This is a genomic window from Arthrobacter sp. YN, assembly GCF_002224285.1.
Lineage (GTDB): Bacteria > Actinomycetota > Actinomycetes > Actinomycetales > Micrococcaceae > Arthrobacter.
The window spans coordinates 2,633,425-2,649,468 of sequence record NZ_CP022436.1; the positions used below are offsets into that span (position 1 = coordinate 2,633,425).

General features: G+C 64.1%; 12 protein-coding genes and 1 pseudogene. 6 read left to right on the top strand and 7 right to left on the bottom strand.

Features of this window, described 5'->3' with window-relative positions:
* Nucleotides 1-127 precede the first annotated feature (127 nt).
* The 5 genes from CGK93_RS11895 to CGK93_RS11910 form a co-directional block, all read right to left on the bottom strand.
* Nucleotides 128-2,017 carry an HNH endonuclease signature motif containing protein gene (locus tag CGK93_RS11895; RefSeq protein ID WP_089595007.1) on the bottom strand — a complete coding sequence of 630 codons (1,890 nt, stop codon included), beginning with the start codon at nt 2,015-2,017 and terminating at the stop codon, nt 128-130.
* 113 nt (nt 2,018-2,130) lie between these two features.
* Nucleotides 2,131-3,099 carry a hypothetical protein gene (locus tag CGK93_RS23850; RefSeq protein WP_198318214.1) on the bottom strand — a complete coding sequence of 323 codons (969 nt, stop codon included), beginning with the start codon at nt 3,097-3,099 and terminating at the stop codon, nt 2,131-2,133.
* Between the two features lie 41 nt (nt 3,100-3,140).
* A complete protein-coding gene (locus CGK93_RS23855; protein WP_232481297.1) occupies nt 3,141-3,806 on the bottom strand; it encodes an acyltransferase in 666 nt (221 codons plus the stop codon).
* 101 nt (nt 3,807-3,907) lie between these two features.
* Nucleotides 3,908-4,312, bottom strand: coding sequence for a (R)-mandelonitrile lyase (locus CGK93_RS11905; protein WP_089595008.1), 405 nt, complete (start codon nt 4,310-4,312; stop codon nt 3,908-3,910).
* Nucleotides 4,313-4,331: 19 nt separating this feature from the next.
* Nucleotides 4,332-5,222 (bottom strand): helix-turn-helix transcriptional regulator, encoded by an 891-nt coding sequence (locus CGK93_RS11910; RefSeq protein WP_089595009.1) that lies wholly within the window; start codon nt 5,220-5,222, stop codon nt 4,332-4,334.
* A gap of 130 nt (nt 5,223-5,352) precedes the next feature.
* Here CGK93_RS11910 and CGK93_RS24640 point away from each other — a divergent pair.
* From CGK93_RS24640 to hrpB, 3 genes and pseudogenes are all read left to right on the top strand, one after another.
* Nucleotides 5,353-5,729, top strand: a pseudogene (locus tag CGK93_RS24640) (alcohol dehydrogenase catalytic domain-containing protein); the annotation flags it as partial.
* Nucleotides 5,730-5,939: 210 nt separating this feature from the next.
* A complete protein-coding gene (locus CGK93_RS24645) occupies nt 5,940-6,395 on the top strand; it encodes a zinc-binding dehydrogenase (RefSeq protein ID WP_232481652.1) in 456 nt (151 codons plus the stop codon).
* 82 nt (nt 6,396-6,477) lie between these two features.
* Nucleotides 6,478-9,144 carry an ATP-dependent helicase HrpB gene (gene hrpB, locus CGK93_RS11920; protein WP_442856987.1) on the top strand — a complete coding sequence of 889 codons (2,667 nt, stop codon included), beginning with the start codon at nt 6,478-6,480 and terminating at the stop codon, nt 9,142-9,144.
* Here hrpB and CGK93_RS11925 read toward each other — a convergent pair.
* Entirely contained in the window at nt 9,141-10,772 is a 1,632-nt protein-coding gene (locus CGK93_RS11925) for an amidohydrolase (protein WP_089595011.1), read from the bottom strand. The genes hrpB and CGK93_RS11925 overlap by 4 nt on opposite strands.
* Complete coding sequence (locus CGK93_RS11930) at nt 10,762-12,219, bottom strand: APC family permease (protein WP_089595012.1); 1,458 nt, start codon at nt 12,217-12,219, stop codon at nt 10,762-10,764. The genes CGK93_RS11925 and CGK93_RS11930 overlap by 11 nt, the downstream gene beginning before the upstream one ends.
* A gap of 159 nt (nt 12,220-12,378) precedes the next feature.
* Here CGK93_RS11930 and CGK93_RS11935 point away from each other — a divergent pair, with 159 nt between their 5' ends.
* From CGK93_RS11935 to CGK93_RS11945, 3 genes are all read left to right on the top strand, one after another.
* On the top strand, nt 12,379-12,996 hold the full coding sequence (locus tag CGK93_RS11935; protein ID WP_089595013.1) for a TetR/AcrR family transcriptional regulator C-terminal domain-containing protein: 618 nt from the start codon (nt 12,379-12,381) through the stop codon (nt 12,994-12,996).
* Nucleotides 12,997-13,036: 40 nt separating this feature from the next.
* Complete coding sequence (locus CGK93_RS11940; RefSeq protein WP_089595014.1) at nt 13,037-13,771, top strand: M50 family metallopeptidase; 735 nt, start codon at nt 13,037-13,039, stop codon at nt 13,769-13,771.
* Nucleotides 13,772-13,930: 159 nt separating this feature from the next.
* On the top strand, nt 13,931-16,036 hold the full coding sequence (locus CGK93_RS11945; protein ID WP_089595015.1) for an elongation factor G-like protein EF-G2: 2,106 nt from the start codon (nt 13,931-13,933) through the stop codon (nt 16,034-16,036).
* Nucleotides 16,037-16,044 lie beyond the last annotated feature (8 nt).

Here is a 16,044-nt window from a genome sequence, read left to right on the forward strand (position 1 = left end):
GGGCGCCGCCAGCATCAGGCCCGACCCGCCACCCATCGGTTTACAGGACAGTCCCCCCGTTATTCGGACAGTCCAGGGCGCCGCCCGGCGCCGTATTTGGGCGTGTTGATGTTCTGCCGACGCTTTCCTATGTTCTGTGGGGTGTGTGGTGGTGGTTGCGTCGGGGTGTTTGGGTTGGGTCGATGTGGGGTGGGGGGATGAACCAGGGGACGCCGGTTTTCATGTCGATGCGCCATTGTTCTTTGTGGATGAGGTGGTGGTGGTGGCTGCAGAGCAGGGTGCCGTTGTCTGTTGAGGTGGTGCCGCCGTGGGACCAGTAGGTGGTGTGGTGTGCTTCGCACCAGGGTGCGGGCATGGTGCAGTCGGGGAAGGCGCAGCCGCCGTCGCGGGCGGTGATGGCTTTGCGGATGTGGGGTGGGAAGGTCCGGGTGGTGCGGCCGATGTCCAGGACGCGGGAGTCGCTGCCGAGCAGGACGGGGATGATCTCGGCGTCGCAGGCGATTTTGCGGATGGTGTTCGGGTGCATCGGTCCGCTGAAGGTCGCAGTGCCGGTGCCGGTGCCAGTGCCAGTGCCGGTGCTGTGTTGGTTGTGTTGTTGGTGGTTGTGGACTTGTTCGAGGAGTTCTTGGTAGCCGATGGTGACGGTGAGTTGGGCTGGGAGGCCGCCGTTGGAGGGTAGTTTTCCTGTGCGCATGGCGAGGCTGCAGGCGCTGGTGAGGCCGTTGAGGAGTTTCTGTGGCCGGGTGCGCCGGTCCAGGTCCGGGCCGGTACCTGTGCCTGTGTCGGGGCTGTCCCCGGTTTCGGTGTTCTCCGTGGTGCCTGGCTGGTTGGTGGTGGTGAGGCGTGGGTTGGTGGCGACGTTCATGGCGGTGGTGAGGATTTCGTATTGTTCGTCGGTGGCGAAGATTTCGAGGTGGTGGAGTCCGTGGCGGCGTCGGCGGCGGAGGAACACGCCTTGGAGTTGGCGGAGGATTTCTTCGGTGGGTTCGGGGCCGTCGTGGTCGATGACGTCGATCCAGCGTTTGGCTATTTTGGTGACGAAGTCCGGGTCGGTTTCGACCGCGGTGGTGGTGAGGGCGTGTTCCATCCGGGTGAGGGTGTCCTCGTCGGTGAGGTGCCGGACTTTGTCCAGGGCGGCGCTGATGATCGACGCCGAGCGGGAGGGCACCAGCGCGGAACCAACCGCTTGGGCGAGTATTTCGCGGCGGGCCGGGATCTCCTGCCCGGCGATCCCGGTCTGGGGGAGGACGTCGGGGGCGAGGGCGAGCCTGCGCTTGGCCTCGCCGATGCTGATCCGCAACCGGGCCCGCAGGAACTGGGCCGCGTTCCGGTACCCGTCATCCAGGACACTGGCTGCTCCCGGAACGGTTACCCCCGGAGCCGTTTCGCCCGTGGCTGGTTCCGTCCAGCCGGTCCGCCATTCCGGTGCTGCTGCCGAGGACCCCGGACCGGCCGTTAGTGCTTCCGTCCGGGTCCGTTCCACAGCCTGGGCCGCGACCACCTGCAAGTACTCCACCGACCGGGCGATCTCCTCGACCTTGCCGGCAAAGTCCGCCGCGTCCTCGAACCTCAGCAGAGAGGCCTCGTTGGCAGCGGACAGGCGTGCGGAGTCCAGAAGTGCCGCGCTGTCGGCAAGAAGCGCCGCCAGGTCCGGCACGTCAGCTGCCTTGGGATCAGGGCGCTGAGTGTCGAAACGTTGGACTGGCTGAGCAGACTTTGAGCCATGGCTGGTCTGGGGATTCCGCTGTGGTTCAGGAGTAGATGCTGTATTTTGGGACGAAACGTCGGCTGGAGCGGGGCCAGTGAGCGACGACGCCCGGGCGGACTTGGCCTTACTGTTGAGCAGCCCGGCGTCGTGGAAGTGGCCGGCCCAGGCGACGGTCGCCGTCGAATCCCTGAACCCGGCCTTTACCAAGTCCGGCATGCTCAAGAAGCGTCGTGACCGGATGGCGGTCAGGGCAGCCACAGCAGGGGACCATTCCGCCCTCAGCGCTGTCGACTGCCCTGTCTCTTCCATAAAAACAGCATGTCAGGGGGGTCTGACATTATTAGCCCGTCGAGGTCACCACGTGCTTTCGGCGTCAGGTGAGCTCTCGAAGGAAGTCAGCCGACGTGGTGATTCACCAAAGGCTACAGACCAGGCAGCAACCATGCGGGTTCGGGCCGGTGAACGCCGCGGGGCCTGTATCCCAGTGCTTCGGCGCTGCCCAGGAGGTCGGCGAGGTACCACATGATGGCAAGCCACATCTCCGTCCCTTGGAGTGTTGGGCGATGGTGGCCTCCGCTCTCCTCCGCAGCGCTGAATGCCATTCCTTGGGCCGGATGCCACCTGCCCAAAGCCTGCTTCAGCTGGCTTCCGGCCCAGCTGCTGATCTCTGCCCGGCGATGAGAGGTCTGCTTGGATGCCAGCCACAAAGGATGGACGACGTCCAGGACATTGCAGGCGTTCTGCCGCCCGGGAGAGAAATAGCGTGGATCCGAGGAGTGCTCAAGGACGGTGTCCACGAGGCGTTCAACGTGGGGGACCGGCACCCCGAACTGCGCAAAAGTGCCACGTGTCAGGCGGTAGTACCCATTGACGACCTTTAGCCGCGTATCTGATGTGGGTGTACCCCACGTCCCGGCCGACGGATTGGCGTGCGTCAGCAGCCAACCGAACAGCGCCTCCAGCGAACCCACGGAATTGGAATGATTCTGTGCAAGGTTCCAGTAAGCGCCAGTGCCCCACGCGTCCACCCAAGCACCTGATCCCCAGGCTTCCTTTCGCCACGGCAGCGCGTCCAAGGAAGAAACCAGCGTTGCCGGATCCATGTCGGCGATGGAGTGCACCGGATGGCGGAACCGGCTCCCCAGGAGGTCCAGGGCATAGCCAACCGAGAGGACGTGGTAGGTGGCTGGACCCTCTCCAAAGACCAGCGGAGCAATGGTGTCGGAGCCAAACTCCGGCACCAGCCCGGTCATCGGATCCTGGAGTGCCTGAAGCTGTTCGATATGATCCTCCCGCGTGAGCTGCGGTGGGACGGAACCCAGCAGGAGGTCGGCGATTTCAATGGCATCGCAGTGTGCCCTGACGGTCGGCGAAGCGTCCGGACGGTCCACATAGTAGCCGCCATCGGCGGAGGTCCAACTCTTTGAAAGAATCAGCGGTGCATCGGTGCGCGCCGCATCGGCGAAGGCCCCAACTCTGCCAACAGCCCGCCGTCGGCTGCTGTCCGGTCCCCCAACGTCGGGGCCGGAGCGGTATCCCGTCTGTCGCGGATCCTGCGGGCGGGGTTTCCGCCCACGATGGACCATTCGGGCACATCCTTGGTGACCACTGCGCCCGCGGCCAGAACTGCATGCGAGCCGACGGTAACTCCGTCAAGGACCACCACGTTGGACCCGATCCAGACGTCGTCTCCGATGCGGATGCCTTTGCTGGTCAACGGCTGTTTGAAGACGGGTTCGGCGGGATCCATGGAATGGTTGAAGCCGAGGATTGAGGTGTGGGCGCCGATCCTCACGCCGTCGCCCATGGTGATGTTGCCTCGGACCACGGTGAAAGCGTTAACCGTGCAATCGTCGCCGATGGTGACGGTCCCCGTGACGTAGGCGTGGGCGGCTATGAAGGAGTCAGCGCCGATGGACAGAGCATCGGGGTCGATACTGGCCATGGGAGACAGGAAAGCCCGCTCACCTATGGTGACGCCATCCCGTTCGGCGAAGCCTTTTTGGTATTCGTGCTGGGCCTCGCGTTCCGCGTCCGTGGCAGAACTCCAAAACATCCAAGGGGAGTAGTCATAGTTGAGGTGGTGCTGGGGATTCACGTCGTGGGCTCCGCGGTGACAGGTGAGGGAAAGCGCTTCCCCCCATTATTCGCGCCGCCCTCACCCCGGTCAATGCGTCAGACGCAAACAATCAGGGTCGATCACTCCGGGTAGCCATACTCCTCATCGGTGACCAACTCGCCCCACGTCGTCTCTGAGCCATCGGTGGCGCCTGCGGTTTCCCACATGGCCACATGACTCATGAAGTGATCCGGGGCGGCGCCATGCCAGTGCCACTCGCCGGGCGGCGTATAAATGGTTTGGCCCTGATTGACCACGTGAACCTCACCTCCGCGTGCCTGCACCAGGCAGACGCCGTCCGTGACATGCAGGGTTTGGCCCGCCGCGTGAGTGTGCCAAGCAGTCCGGGAACACGGCGCGAAGCGGACGATGTTCACCCGTAACTGCGATGGCTCTTCGCCCTTGGCGATGACGTCAAAGTAGACGTCGCCGGTGAAGAGCTGTGCAGGCCCTTTGGTGCTAGTGGTCTTGGGTTGGATATGCATGAATTCCTTTGCATAGGTGTTACTGATGGTGACGGAGCGGCTCTGGGTCTGCGGTCGACGCGGGAGTGGTCGCAGCCCAGCTCGCGAGCAGTTGAAGGGCGTCTGCAGTGCCCGTCCCGGGCTCGGCGTTGTAGACCGTCAAGGTCAAACCGGCGTCAGCGGATAATTCCAGGGCCTCGTAGAGCAAGTGCAGGTCACCGACTATCCGATGCCGGAAGTGTTTCTTACCGGTGAAATGCTGGCGGACATTGTGGGATGCCCAGCGGACCCGGAATTCCTCGCTGCGGGTGGACAGCTCGCCCACAAGGTCGCTGAGCCCACGGTCATAGGGATCACGGCCGGCCTCCGTACGCATGATGGCCACGGTGTCATTGGCGGCGCGCTCCCAGTCCGTGTAGAAATTGTGGCTGCGGGGATCAAGAAAGAGGAAGCGTGCATGGTTGGGCGGTCCGGATGGGCTGTCGTAGATGTCCGCGTACAGGGCCCGGCCCAACGCGTTCGTTGCCAGAAGGTCCAACCTGCCGTTGCGGATGAAGGCCGGCGAGCCGGTGATCGCATCCAGCGTGAGCTGCACCCCCGGCCGGATGACCTGCTTCCGGACAGGACGACGCCGGGACTTGCCGCCGTCGCTTGCCGCGCGGGCGAGGTCATACAGATGGGCGCGTTCGGCGTCGTCAAGCTGCAGGGCGTTGGCCAGGGACTCCAGCACACTTTCAGAGACGCCGGAGAGGTTTCCGCGTTCCAGCCGGGTGTAATACTCGACACTCACGCCAGCCAACATGGCCACTTCTCCGCGTCGAAGTCCCGGGACCCGGCGGTTGCCGCCATAGGCGGCCAGTCCCGCTTGTTCCGGGGTGATCTTCGCCCTCCGGGTGGAAAGAAAGTCACGAGTCTCAGTCCGGTTGTCCATGGTTTCAACGGTATGGCTTTTGTCCGGCTGAGGGAGTCCCTGTCATTACCCCTTACAGCAGTAACTCCTTGCGTCCACGGAAACAGGGTTAGATGGAAATATCCACCAACGTTCACAACGCAGGAGAAACATGCCTACCGCTAACGCTTACGCTGCCCCCTCGGCTACGGGCGACCTGACCCTGACCACCATCGAACGTCGCGAGGTCGGTCCGAACGACGTCAACATTGACATCAAGTTCGCCGGCATCTGCCATTCCGATATCCACACTGTCCGCGGTGACTGGGGACCGCAGCAGTACCCGCTGGCCCCGGCCACGAAATCGCCGGCATCGTCACCGAGGTTGGCTCCGATGTGACCAAGCACAAGGTGGGCGACCGCGTTGGCGTCGGCTGCATGGTCAACTCGTGCAAGGAATGCCGGAACTGCCTGGCCGGAGAAGAGCAGTACTGCCTCAAGGGAAACGTGGGCACCTACGGTGCCGTTGACCGCGACGGCACCATCACCCAGGGCGGATACTCCAGCCATGTGGTGGTAAACGAGGACTTCGTCGTTACCATTCCGGAAGGCCTGGAACTGGACGTCGCTGCTCCGCTGCTGTGCGCAGGCATCACCACCTACTCGCCCCTGCACCATTGGGGCGCCGGTCCCGGCAAGAAGGTTGCCGTCGTCGGGCTTGGCGGGCTCGGCCACATGGCCGTCAAGATCGCCCATGCCATGGGCGCTGAGGTCACGGTCCTGTCGCAGTCATTGAAGAAGATGGAGGACGGGCTCAAGCTCGGCGCGGACCACTACTACGCCACCAGCGACCCCGCCACGTTCGAGCAGCTCGGCGGCACCTTCGATCTCATCATCAACACGGTCAGCGCCTCGATCGACATCAGCGCCTACCTCCAGTTGCTGACGTTGGACGGAAGCCTGGTCAACGTCGGCGCTCCGGCCGAGCCTCTGCCGGTGAACGTCTTCTCCTTGATCATGGGTCGTCGCCGGTTCGCTGGCTCAGCCATCGGCGGCATCCGCGAAACGCAGGAAATGCTGAACTTCTGCGCAGAGCACGGCCTTGGTGCCGAGATCGAGGTCATCCCGGCCAGCAAGATCAACGAGGCGTACGAGCGCGTTCTCGCCTCCGATGTCCGGTACCGCTTTGTCATCGACGCTTCCACCATCGGCTAGAAACACAGCACGAGAGGAAAGGCCACGCCCGGTTCCCACCGGCGTGGCCTTTCCCGTGCCACCCAGCAGGGACAATGGTCTGGTGACTTTCAGACTGGACACCATCGGTAAGGGGCTGGTCTTTGCTCAATCCCTCGCGGACCTGACCGCGGCGCTGGAGCGCCAGGGCGACGACGCCGTGGCGGTCGTACAGGCGCCGCCCGGCACCGGTAAGACCACGCTCGTGCCTCCACTGCTGGCCAACCTGCTGGCCGAACGGCGGCTTCTCTCCGAACGGCAATCCGGCCAGCCACGTGTGGTTGTCACCCAACCACGGCGTGTTGCGGCCCGTTCCGCTGCACGTCGGCTGGCGTCACTGGACGGGAGCCGCGTGGGCGGCCGGGTGGGCTACACCGTGCGCGGGGAGAGCAAGACCGGCAAGGACACAGTGGTGGAATTCGTCACGCCCGGCATTCTCCTCCGCCGGCTCCTGAGCGATCCCGGTCTGGAAGACGTTCATGCTGTTGTCCTGGATGAAGTGCACGAGCGCGGGCTTGATACCGATCTGCTGATTGGCATGCTTGCCGAGGTGCGTGAACTCCGTGGCGACCTGACGTTGATCGCAATGTCGGCAACCCTCGACGCCCCGCGTTTTGCAGCCCTACTGGAGCAGAGAGGGACAGCTCACGACGACGGCGGCCCGGCTCCCGTGGTTGACTGCCCTTCTGCGCTGTACCCGCTGGAGGTTCAGTGGGCCCCCTCCGGTGAGCACCGCCTCAACGAACGGGGAGTGGCCCGCACGTTCCTGGATCACGTGGCCCGCACCGCCGCGACCGCCCACGGACTGGCTTTGGCTGCCAACCCTGATGCTGATGCGTTGGTCTTCCTGCCGGGCGCCCGCGAAGTGTCCGACGTCGCACACCACCTCAACGCCCTGGTTCCCCGAGGCGTTGAGGTACTGGAGTTGCACGGCCAGATCGGCCCCGACGCCCAGGATCGGGCTGTGTCCGGCCGTGAGCCCGGAGGTCCGCCACGGATCATTGTGTCGACGTCCCTGGCCGAGTCATCCCTCACCGTTCCCGGTGTGCGGCTCGTGATCGATTCGGGGTTGGCCAGGGAACCGCGGAGGGACTCGGGGCGTGGAATGTCAGGCCTGGTGACCGTCTCCTGCTCGCGGGCTTCGGCCGAGCAGCGAGCCGGACGCGCGGCACGGCAAGGGCCAGGGGCAGTGGTCCGCTGCTACGACCAGCAGGCTTTCGCAGCGGCCCCGGCCCACCAAACACCCGAGATCTCAGTAGCCGACCTCACTGGAGCCGCGCTGGTCCTCGCGTGCTGGGGTGCCCCGGGAGGCCTCGGCTTGCAGCTGCCTGACGCTCCACCTTCAGGAACCATGGATGAGGCTGTGGAAGTCCTCCGGGAACTGGGTGCAGTGGCCGGGGACGGATCCGTCACGACGTTGGGCAAGGCACTGGCACGCATTCCGGCCGATCCCCGCCTGGCCCGCGCCTTGCTGGATGGTGCTGCAGTGGTCGGCACGCGGGCAGCGGCGGAAACGGTAGCCCTCGTTGCTGGTGACCAGCGCGCACCCGGCGCAGACCTCACCGCCTTGCTGAGGTCGCTGAGGTCCGGTTCCGATCCTGCCGCGCGCCGGTTCACGGAGGAGGTCAAGCGGATGGAGTCGATTGCCCGGCAGGAGGCGTCCGGCGTCGTGCGTTCACAACTCCCAACGGACGTTACCGCCAGGGAGACGCCCGGGTTTGTGGTGGCGTTGGCTTTCCCGGACCGTGTGGCGCGTCGTGTTGCCGGCGATGGCTCCACGTACCTGTTGTCTTCCGGGACGAGGGCCGGACTTCCTGCCGGAAGTCCGTTGTCCGGGCATGAGTGGCTGGCAGTGTCCGAAGTGTCGCGGGCACAGGGCCGCGACGCTGCTGGAACGGGTGCGGTGATCCGCTCCGCAGCTCCGTTGTCCGCGGAACTTGCCCAAGCTGCTGCCCCGGACCTGATGGTCACCAAGGTGCAGGCGAAGTTTGACCAAGGAAAGGTGACCGCACGCCAGGAACGTCGGTTGGGATCGATCGTCTTGACCTCCACGCCAGTACGCCCCAGCGCCGAAGCCGGACGCCACGCGATGGGTGAGGCCTTGGCAAAGACAGGGTTGTCCATGATTGGTTGGTCAACCGCAGCCGACGCCCTGCGGAGGCGGCTCGCCTTGCTGCACCACGAGCTCGGCGCGCCATGGCCCGACGTCCGCGAAGCCAGCCTGCTGGCCCGGCTGGAGGACTGGCTGGCCCCGGAGCTGGAGCAGGTGGCTACCGGGACGCCCGTTAGGTCGATCAACCTGGCGGAGCCCTTGCGTCGGCTGCTGCCCTGGCCGGAAGCATCCCGCCTGGACAGCCTTGCTCCCGAGCGTCTGCAGGTTCCCAGCGGTTCGCGGGTCAGGATCGATTATCCGGAGGTGTCGGAGAAAGGCCCGGAAGAGCACGACGGCGGCAGGCCGGTGATGGCGGTCAAACTCCAGGAATGCTTCGGCTGGGACCGCACGCCACTGCTCGTCGACGGCAGGGTCCCTGTGCTGTTCCACTTGTTGTCTCCGGCAGGCAGGCCATTGGCCGTCACTGACGACCTCGCCTCCTTCTGGTCCGGTCCCTACTCCCAGGTCCGGGCCGAGATGCGTGGGCGCTACCCCAAGCACCCCTGGCCCGAAGACCCGTGGACTGCGCCGGCTACCGCCAGGACCAAGAACAGGATGCAGTCCGGCCCCTCCAGCTAGGCGAGCCGCTCCAGCATGAACTGGATCTCGCCGTCCACGAATGTTCCCAGGACCGCACTGGCAGCCAACTCGTCGGGGTCGGTGGTCAGGGGGTCCAGTTCGAAAGCCGTGAAGTCTGCCCGTTTGCCCACCGAGATGGAACCGGAGACATCCCAGAGGCCAGCCGCTTTGGCAGCATGCGAGGTGTAGCCCTCCAGTGCCTGGTACGCGGTGAGACCCTGCGCCGGCGCGATGGGCTCTTGCTCGGGATGTCCGGAACGCCGGCGCAATTGCGCATCCGCGATGATGGGAAGGGGCTCAAACGGAGCGATCGGCCAGTCCGAGCCGATACCCAATGTCACTCCCGCCTCGCGGAGGTCCCGGCAGCGCCAGGCCCGGTCCGCTCTCTCGGCGCCCAACCGGGTGGACCAGTTGTCGCTGTGGTCCGCCGCTGAATAATGGGTGCAGTGCGTTGGTTGCATACTGGCCACGACACCCGCACTCCTGAAGCGCTCCACGAGCCCGTCCGGAACTGTCTCGATATGTTCAATGCGGTGGACGGTCCGGCGCAGGACATCAGCCGGTACCGTACCGGGCAACGACTCCAGAGCATTCAACACATGCTCCACACCCGCATCACCGATCGCGTGCGTCGCTGTCGGGATGCCGCGGGAGGCGAAGTAGCTAACGGCGGCCGAGTATTCTTCGGGCCGTGGCCAAAACGGCGCAGTGGACTGGCCGTAGGCGTCGGGTTCGTAGAGCCAGGCGGTTCCGTTGTCCACGGTTCCATCGACGAACAATTTGATGGCCTCAACGGACCATCGTCGCCCACCGGTTCCCACGGTGCGGGCAAGTTCCTTCCACTCCGATTCATCGGTGCCGGGCATGCACCACGGGGCGCTCCGCAGGCGCAGCGGCAACTCGCCGTCGATCTCCAAAGCCCGGAAAAGGAGGGCGGATTCGTCGCTGTGGTCCATGATGTGGCCGCCGGTCAATCCTGCTCGGGCGAAGGCCTCCAACAGGGCGTCGAGCCTGGCCTTCCGTTCCTCGAACGTTTCCTGGGGGATGTGCCGTTGGACAAGTTCCATGGCGGCTGCTTCGAGGAGGAGGCCGGTGGGAACGCCGTCGGCATCGCACACCACCTCGGAAGCCTGCTCGAATTCGTGCCTGCCCCGGATGCCTGCCAGATCCAGGGCTTGGCTGTTGGCGAGGGCTGAATGACCGTCGAACAACCGGATCAGCGCGGGCTTGTCACCGCTGACAGCATCCAGAATGCTCCGGTGCAACGGTACTGCGCCAAAGGCGTTGGGGTTCAGTCCCCAGCCACGCAACCAGCCGCCGTCGTTCTCTGATTCCGACGTGAGCAGGGCGCGGACTTCCTCCACAGTGGCAGCACCGGACAGGTCAACACCGATTGTCAGGTCCAGCCCGAACACCGGATGGATGTGGCAGTCCACCAGTCCCGGGGTCAGCGTCGCGTTGCCAAGATCTACCACGCGGGTGCCGGCGTGCGCCCAGTCCAGCGCTTCAGCCCGGCTTCCGACGGCGGTAATCACCCCGTCGCGCACGGCTACAGCCTGGTGGGAATCGCCGCGGTGGCCATCCATGGTGTGGATGGTATCGGCGAGGACTATAAGGTCAGGAGTCATGTTTTTCGAAGCTTCCAATCCGGGCAAAGACGTCAGGGCGGGTACTGCGCAGGCGGCGTGCAATCAGCAGGCCTGCCAGGAAAACAACGGGTGCCACCAGGAGAAGGATGGTGTTGGTGAGGGGATCGGCAAACGTGAGGAGGTCGATATTGATGGCAATCAGCGCCACCACTCCGAACAGCAGGATGGCCGAGGCCACGCTCACTGGAATGAGGAAACGGTTGGTGACGGCCGCCGGATGGCGGCGCAGATAGATGAAGGCGGCCACGGACACCAGGCCCTGCAGGGCAACGATCCCCACGATCCCCGGTGTGTTCACCCAGATCAGCAGTTGCTTGTACGGGTCGGCACCGGCGATCGCACAAATGCTGATGACGACGGCGGCCAGGATGGTCTGGATCTGCCCGGCACGGTGCGGGGATTTGTACTGAGGGTGGGTCCTGCCGAGGAATGCGGGGAGCACACCGTCTTTAGCGAGCATGTAGACGTAGCGGTTGATGGCGTTGTGGAAAGCCAGTTGAGAGGCGTAAACGCTGGTCACGATCAGCACGTACATCACCACCTCGGCCCACGGCCCCACATACTGGTTGATGGTGGCGAAGAACATTCCGTCGGCCAGTTCACCGGCTGCGGCGACTACGTTCCCGTCGCCGAAGGCCTGAATGACTGTCCAGACAATAAAGGCGTAAAACACGGACATGAATCCGACGGCGATGTAGGTCGCGCGCGGGACGGACTTGTCCGGGTTGCGGGCTTCGCGCCGGTACAGCACGGTGGATTCGAAGCCCATGAATGCCGCGAAGCAGATCGCCAAAATGGCCAGGACACCCGGCGTGAAAGCGTGCTCGGGGGAGAAGGAGGCGAAACTGATGCCGGCAGCTCCGCCGCGGGCAAGGATCGCTACGCCCATGATCCCCAGGATGGCGGTTTCGGCGATGAGCAGGACTCCGAGGACCTTGGCACCGACGTCAATGCCGCGGAATCCGAGAAGCCAGACGGCTGCGATGGCCACCAACGCCACAACGGGCCATGGCACGTCCAGGCCAAAGAGCGTGCGGAGCATGGCCTGGGTCTGGACGGCGAACAAACCGTAGACGCCGATTTGCAGGCAGTTGTAGGACACGATCGCCAGAATGGCCGCTGCCAGCCCCGCTGTCCTGCCCATGGCCAGGCTGATGTAGGTATAGAAGCCGCCGGCAGCTTTGACGTGTTTGGTCATGGCCATGAAGGAAATGGCGAAAACCAACAGGACTGCCCCGGCAATGACGTATCCCATGGGGGCGCCAATGCCCCCGATGCCGATAGCCACAGGGGCTACGCCGGCCATCACTGTCAGGGGGGCTGCTGCGGAGATCACCAGGAAGGCGATGCCGCCGGTGCCGATGGCATTCCGTTTGAGCCCATTTCCAGCATCTGCAGCTGGAGGTCGGGTTTCGAGGTCAGACATGGGGATCCTCAGGGGTGTTGGGGGAAGGAATGTTCAAGGAGTGCCAAGCATTAAGCGAAAGGCTTTCGTTTAGCGTAGGGCCTAGTGATCCAGCGCACAATACCTGGACGCAAAGTTCTGGCTAGAGTCGTAACAACAACCTTGAATGGAGACACCCGTATGGCACGCCCGCTGGTCCCGCTGATATCCATTGATGCCCTCATCACCGCCGCCCTTGAGCTGGTGGACGAGGCCGGGGACTTCAGCCTGCCCAAACTGGCCAAGCGGATCGGCGTCAGCCAGTCCTCCATCTACAATCACGTGAGCGGACGGGAAGAAATCCTTGAGCTGATGCGTGGAAGGATCATCGGCGAGAGTCCCTATGTCCTGGAGGACGAGCAGGACTGGGAGGCGTCGCTTCGCGCCATTGTCCGGAGTTATCGCGATTCCTTCGCCCGTCATCCGAAACTCGCACCCCTGCTGGTGCTCCAGACAGTTCAAGACGACAAGGTGATGGCCCTCTACGAGAACCTTGCGGTTGCCCTGGAAATCGCCGGGTTCCGGGGCCGGGACGTGATGTCAGCGATTTCCACGATTGACAGCTTCGCCCTGGGTTTCGCCTTGGACCTGGCAGCGCCGGATGTCGTCTGGGCTCCACCTGCGCAGGGGTACCCGGCCCTGACCGATGCCTTGGCACAAGCTGGACCTGCTGTGGAGCGTGGCGAGGCAGCTTTCGACTTCGGCCTCGAGATCCTCATCGCCGGGCTGCATTCCCGCCTGCAGTCGACAGTGTTGTGAGGGTTATGAGTCTGTCGGTGCAGGGAATCCGGACGGCGCAATGACCCTCTTCCAAACCTGGTGGGACGCGGTGGTCCGCGGTTTCACCGAAACGCACACCACTGTGGTGCCACTGCCGGCCTTGCTGGGCATCCTTGCGTGTGCCGTTGTCCTGAGCATCCCGCGCGTGACCTGGCGCTGGTTCGGCCTGTACGTCACGTTCGTCCACGAGCTCGGCCACGCTTATGCGGCACTGATGACAGGGCGCTTTGTGCACGGGCTCCGGATAGGGCTCGACCATTCGGGACGCCTTGTCAGCAGTGGCCGGAGTGCTTTTGGCGCGGCCTGGTCCGGGTTTTGGGGATACCCGGCACCGGCGGTGGTTGGCCTGGGGCTGATCGCTGCGTTTGCGGCAGGCCGTTCCGGCGCGGCCATGTCCATCGGGGCCTTGATCCTGCTGGTGTCGCTCATTTTCCTGAGGAACCTCACCGGGATTCTCGTGGCCGTGGTGAGCGCTGCAGTCGCCCAGCTCCTGATCCTGTTCGCTGCGCCGACAACAATGAACTATGTGGTCCTTGCCCTTGGCGTCGCCCTGTCAGTAGGAGGTGTCCGCGACCTCTTCAAACTGGCCAGTGTGCACACCAGTCGCCGGGAGCGGATTGGGGCCTCCGACGCCTTCATCCTGGGCCGCACCACAGGCCTGCCGTCCTTCGTGTGGTTGACGGGATTCACTGTGGTGATCGCCGGGTGCGCGGCAGCGTCTGCCTGGTTGCTGTGGGGGATGCTCGCCCTGTAGTTCGAAGTTTCGCACGCTGCCAAGGGCCCGACGGCGGCTGGCCGGTTTTGCTGGCTGCCAGCCCTTGCCCTGTGGTCACCTCAGGGTGTCCAATCCTGTTTAACGTTCGAACGGGATGTGTTCGGACTCCGTGCCGGGATCCAACACCAGGAGGTGCCCATGTCCGCGAAGGGCACGCGCGAAACGCCAAGGGGAACCGGACCCGGCTTGCCTGAAGCCCGACGGGGTGACAACGGTGCGGCCTTGGCAGCAAGGGACTCTTCCCGAATCCGGAATGTTGCACTCGTAGGGCATTCGGGGGCCGGCAAGTCGATGCTGGTGGAAGCGTTGCTCGCCGCAACCGGAGCCATCACCAGGATGGGATCCATCAGCGAAGGCACCACAGTCAGCGATTCCGATCCGTCCGCGATCCACCAACAACGCTCAGTGGCCATGTCTGTCGCGCCAATTCTGGTGGGTGATATCAAGGTCAACCTGATCGATACCCCGGGCTACACCGACTTCACCGGCGAATTGCGCGCTGGTTTAAGGGCCGCCGATGCGGCCCTTTTTGTTGTCTCGTGTGTCGACGGTATTGACGCTGCCACCATTGCCCTGTGGGGCGAATGTGAGAAAGTCCGTATGCCCCGGGCGGTGGTGCTCAGCAAACTGGACCATCCGCGCGGCGACTTCAGTGCCGCCGTCGTCCGGTGCCAGGAAGCTTTTGGTGAGTCGGTGCTGCCGTTGTACGTTCCTGCGGTGGGCAATACCGGCCTTGTCGGCATCCTCAATGGCCCCGCTGATGGGGATCCGGCATCGGTGACGGATGGTGAAGAGGCGCGGGGCCTCTTGATCGAAGGGATCATTGCCGAGAGCGAAGACGAAACACTCATGGACCGGTACCTCGGTGGCGAGGAGTTACCACTGGCAGACCTCGTCAAGGACCTGGAAACCGCCGTGGCCCGGGGAAGCTTCTTCCCGGTCATTCCGACGTCGGCGGAAACCGGGGTGGGCCTTCCCGAGCTCATGGCCTTGCTGACCGATGCCTTGCCATCGCCCGTGGAGCGCATCACCCCCGCAGCGATGAAACTGGACGGTTCGTCGATGAAAGCGTTGGAGTGTGATCCTGCGGGGCGCCTTGCCGCCGAAGTGGTGCGGACCACCGTGGATCCATTCCTTGGCCGCGTGTGCCTGGTCCGTGTCTTCTCGGGGACGTTGCGGGAGGATTCCTCCATCCATGTGGGCGGCAGGGGACTGGCGGACAGGGGCCACGAGGACCACGACGCCGACGAACGCGTCACCCACCTCTATTCACCGGTGGGCTCCAGCTTGAAGGCCGTCCCACAGTGTATTGCCGGGGACATTTGCGCCATCAGCAAGCTCGCCAGTGCCGAGACCGGCGATACCGTGTCCGACAGGGATGCGCCGCTGTTGATCGAAACGTGGAACATGCCCGAGCCACTGATGCCCATCGCCATCGAAGGTGCTTCACGGAGTGACGAAGACGCGCTGGCAAAAAGCATCGGAAAGGTTGCGGCCGCTGACCCGACGCTTCGATTGGAACGCAACCAGGACACCCACCAGCTCATCCTCTGGTGCATGGGAGAGGCCCACGCAGAGGTTGTCCTGGACAGATTGCGCGGCCAGGGCGTCAAACTGCAGACCGTGGACGTTATTACTCCTCTCAGGGAGACTTTCGCCGGCAAAGCCGTGGGACACGGACGGCACGTCAAGCAATCCGGGGGCCATGGGCAGTTTGCCATCTGTGACATCGAGGTGGAGCCCCTCGCCAGAGGTGAAGGTTTCGCCTTCACTGACAGGATAGTGGGCGGAGCGATCCCTGCAACGTTCGTTACCAGCGTGGAAAAGGGCGTCCGTTCCCAGATGCTCAAGGGCGTATCCGCAGGATTCCCGGTGGTGGACATCAAAGTGACGTTGGTGGGCGGAAAAACCCATAGCGTGGACTCCTCGGATGCGGCCTTCCAGGCAGCCGGGGCGCTGGCCCTTCGTGAAGCTGCGGCAGCCACCAAAATCCAGTTGTTGGAACCTGTCTCGTCGGTTGTTGTCAGCGTCCCTGAAGAGTATGTGGGTGCCGTGATGAGTGATCTTTCGGGACGGCGCGGCCGGGTCACCGGCACTACCGCAGCCGACGCCGAGGGAACGGACATCAGTGCCGAAGTGCCGGACCAGGAACTTCTACGCTACGCCATCGAACTGCGGGCCCTCACCGCCGGTACCGGTCGTTTCCGCCGGTCCTACCTCCGCCACGAACCCCTGCCAAAGTAGTGCCCAGG

Excerpts from the sequence above, each read along its gene's own strand:
- CGK93_RS11895 (WP_089595007.1), bottom strand. The coding sequence starts at position 2,017 with ATGGAAGAGACAGGGCAGTCGACAGCGCTGAGGGCGGAATGGTCCCCT.
- CGK93_RS11905 (WP_089595008.1), bottom strand. The coding sequence starts at position 4,312 with ATGCATATCCAACCCAAGACCACTAGCACCAAAGGGCCTGCACAGCTC.
- CGK93_RS11910 (WP_089595009.1), bottom strand. The coding sequence starts at position 5,222 with ATGGACAACCGGACTGAGACTCGTGACTTTCTTTCCACCCGGAGGGCG.
- CGK93_RS24645 (WP_232481652.1), top strand. The coding sequence starts at position 5,940 with ATGGGCGCTGAGGTCACGGTCCTGTCGCAGTCATTGAAGAAGATGGAG.
- CGK93_RS11925 (WP_089595011.1), bottom strand. The coding sequence starts at position 10,772 with ATGACTCCTGACCTTATAGTCCTCGCCGATACCATCCACACCATGGAT.
- CGK93_RS11930 (WP_089595012.1), bottom strand. The coding sequence starts at position 12,219 with ATGTCTGACCTCGAAACCCGACCTCCAGCTGCAGATGCTGGAAATGGG.
- CGK93_RS11935 (WP_089595013.1), top strand. The coding sequence starts at position 12,379 with ATGGCACGCCCGCTGGTCCCGCTGATATCCATTGATGCCCTCATCACC.
- CGK93_RS11940 (WP_089595014.1), top strand. The coding sequence starts at position 13,037 with ATGACCCTCTTCCAAACCTGGTGGGACGCGGTGGTCCGCGGTTTCACC.
- CGK93_RS11945 (WP_089595015.1), top strand. The coding sequence starts at position 13,931 with ATGTCCGCGAAGGGCACGCGCGAAACGCCAAGGGGAACCGGACCCGGC.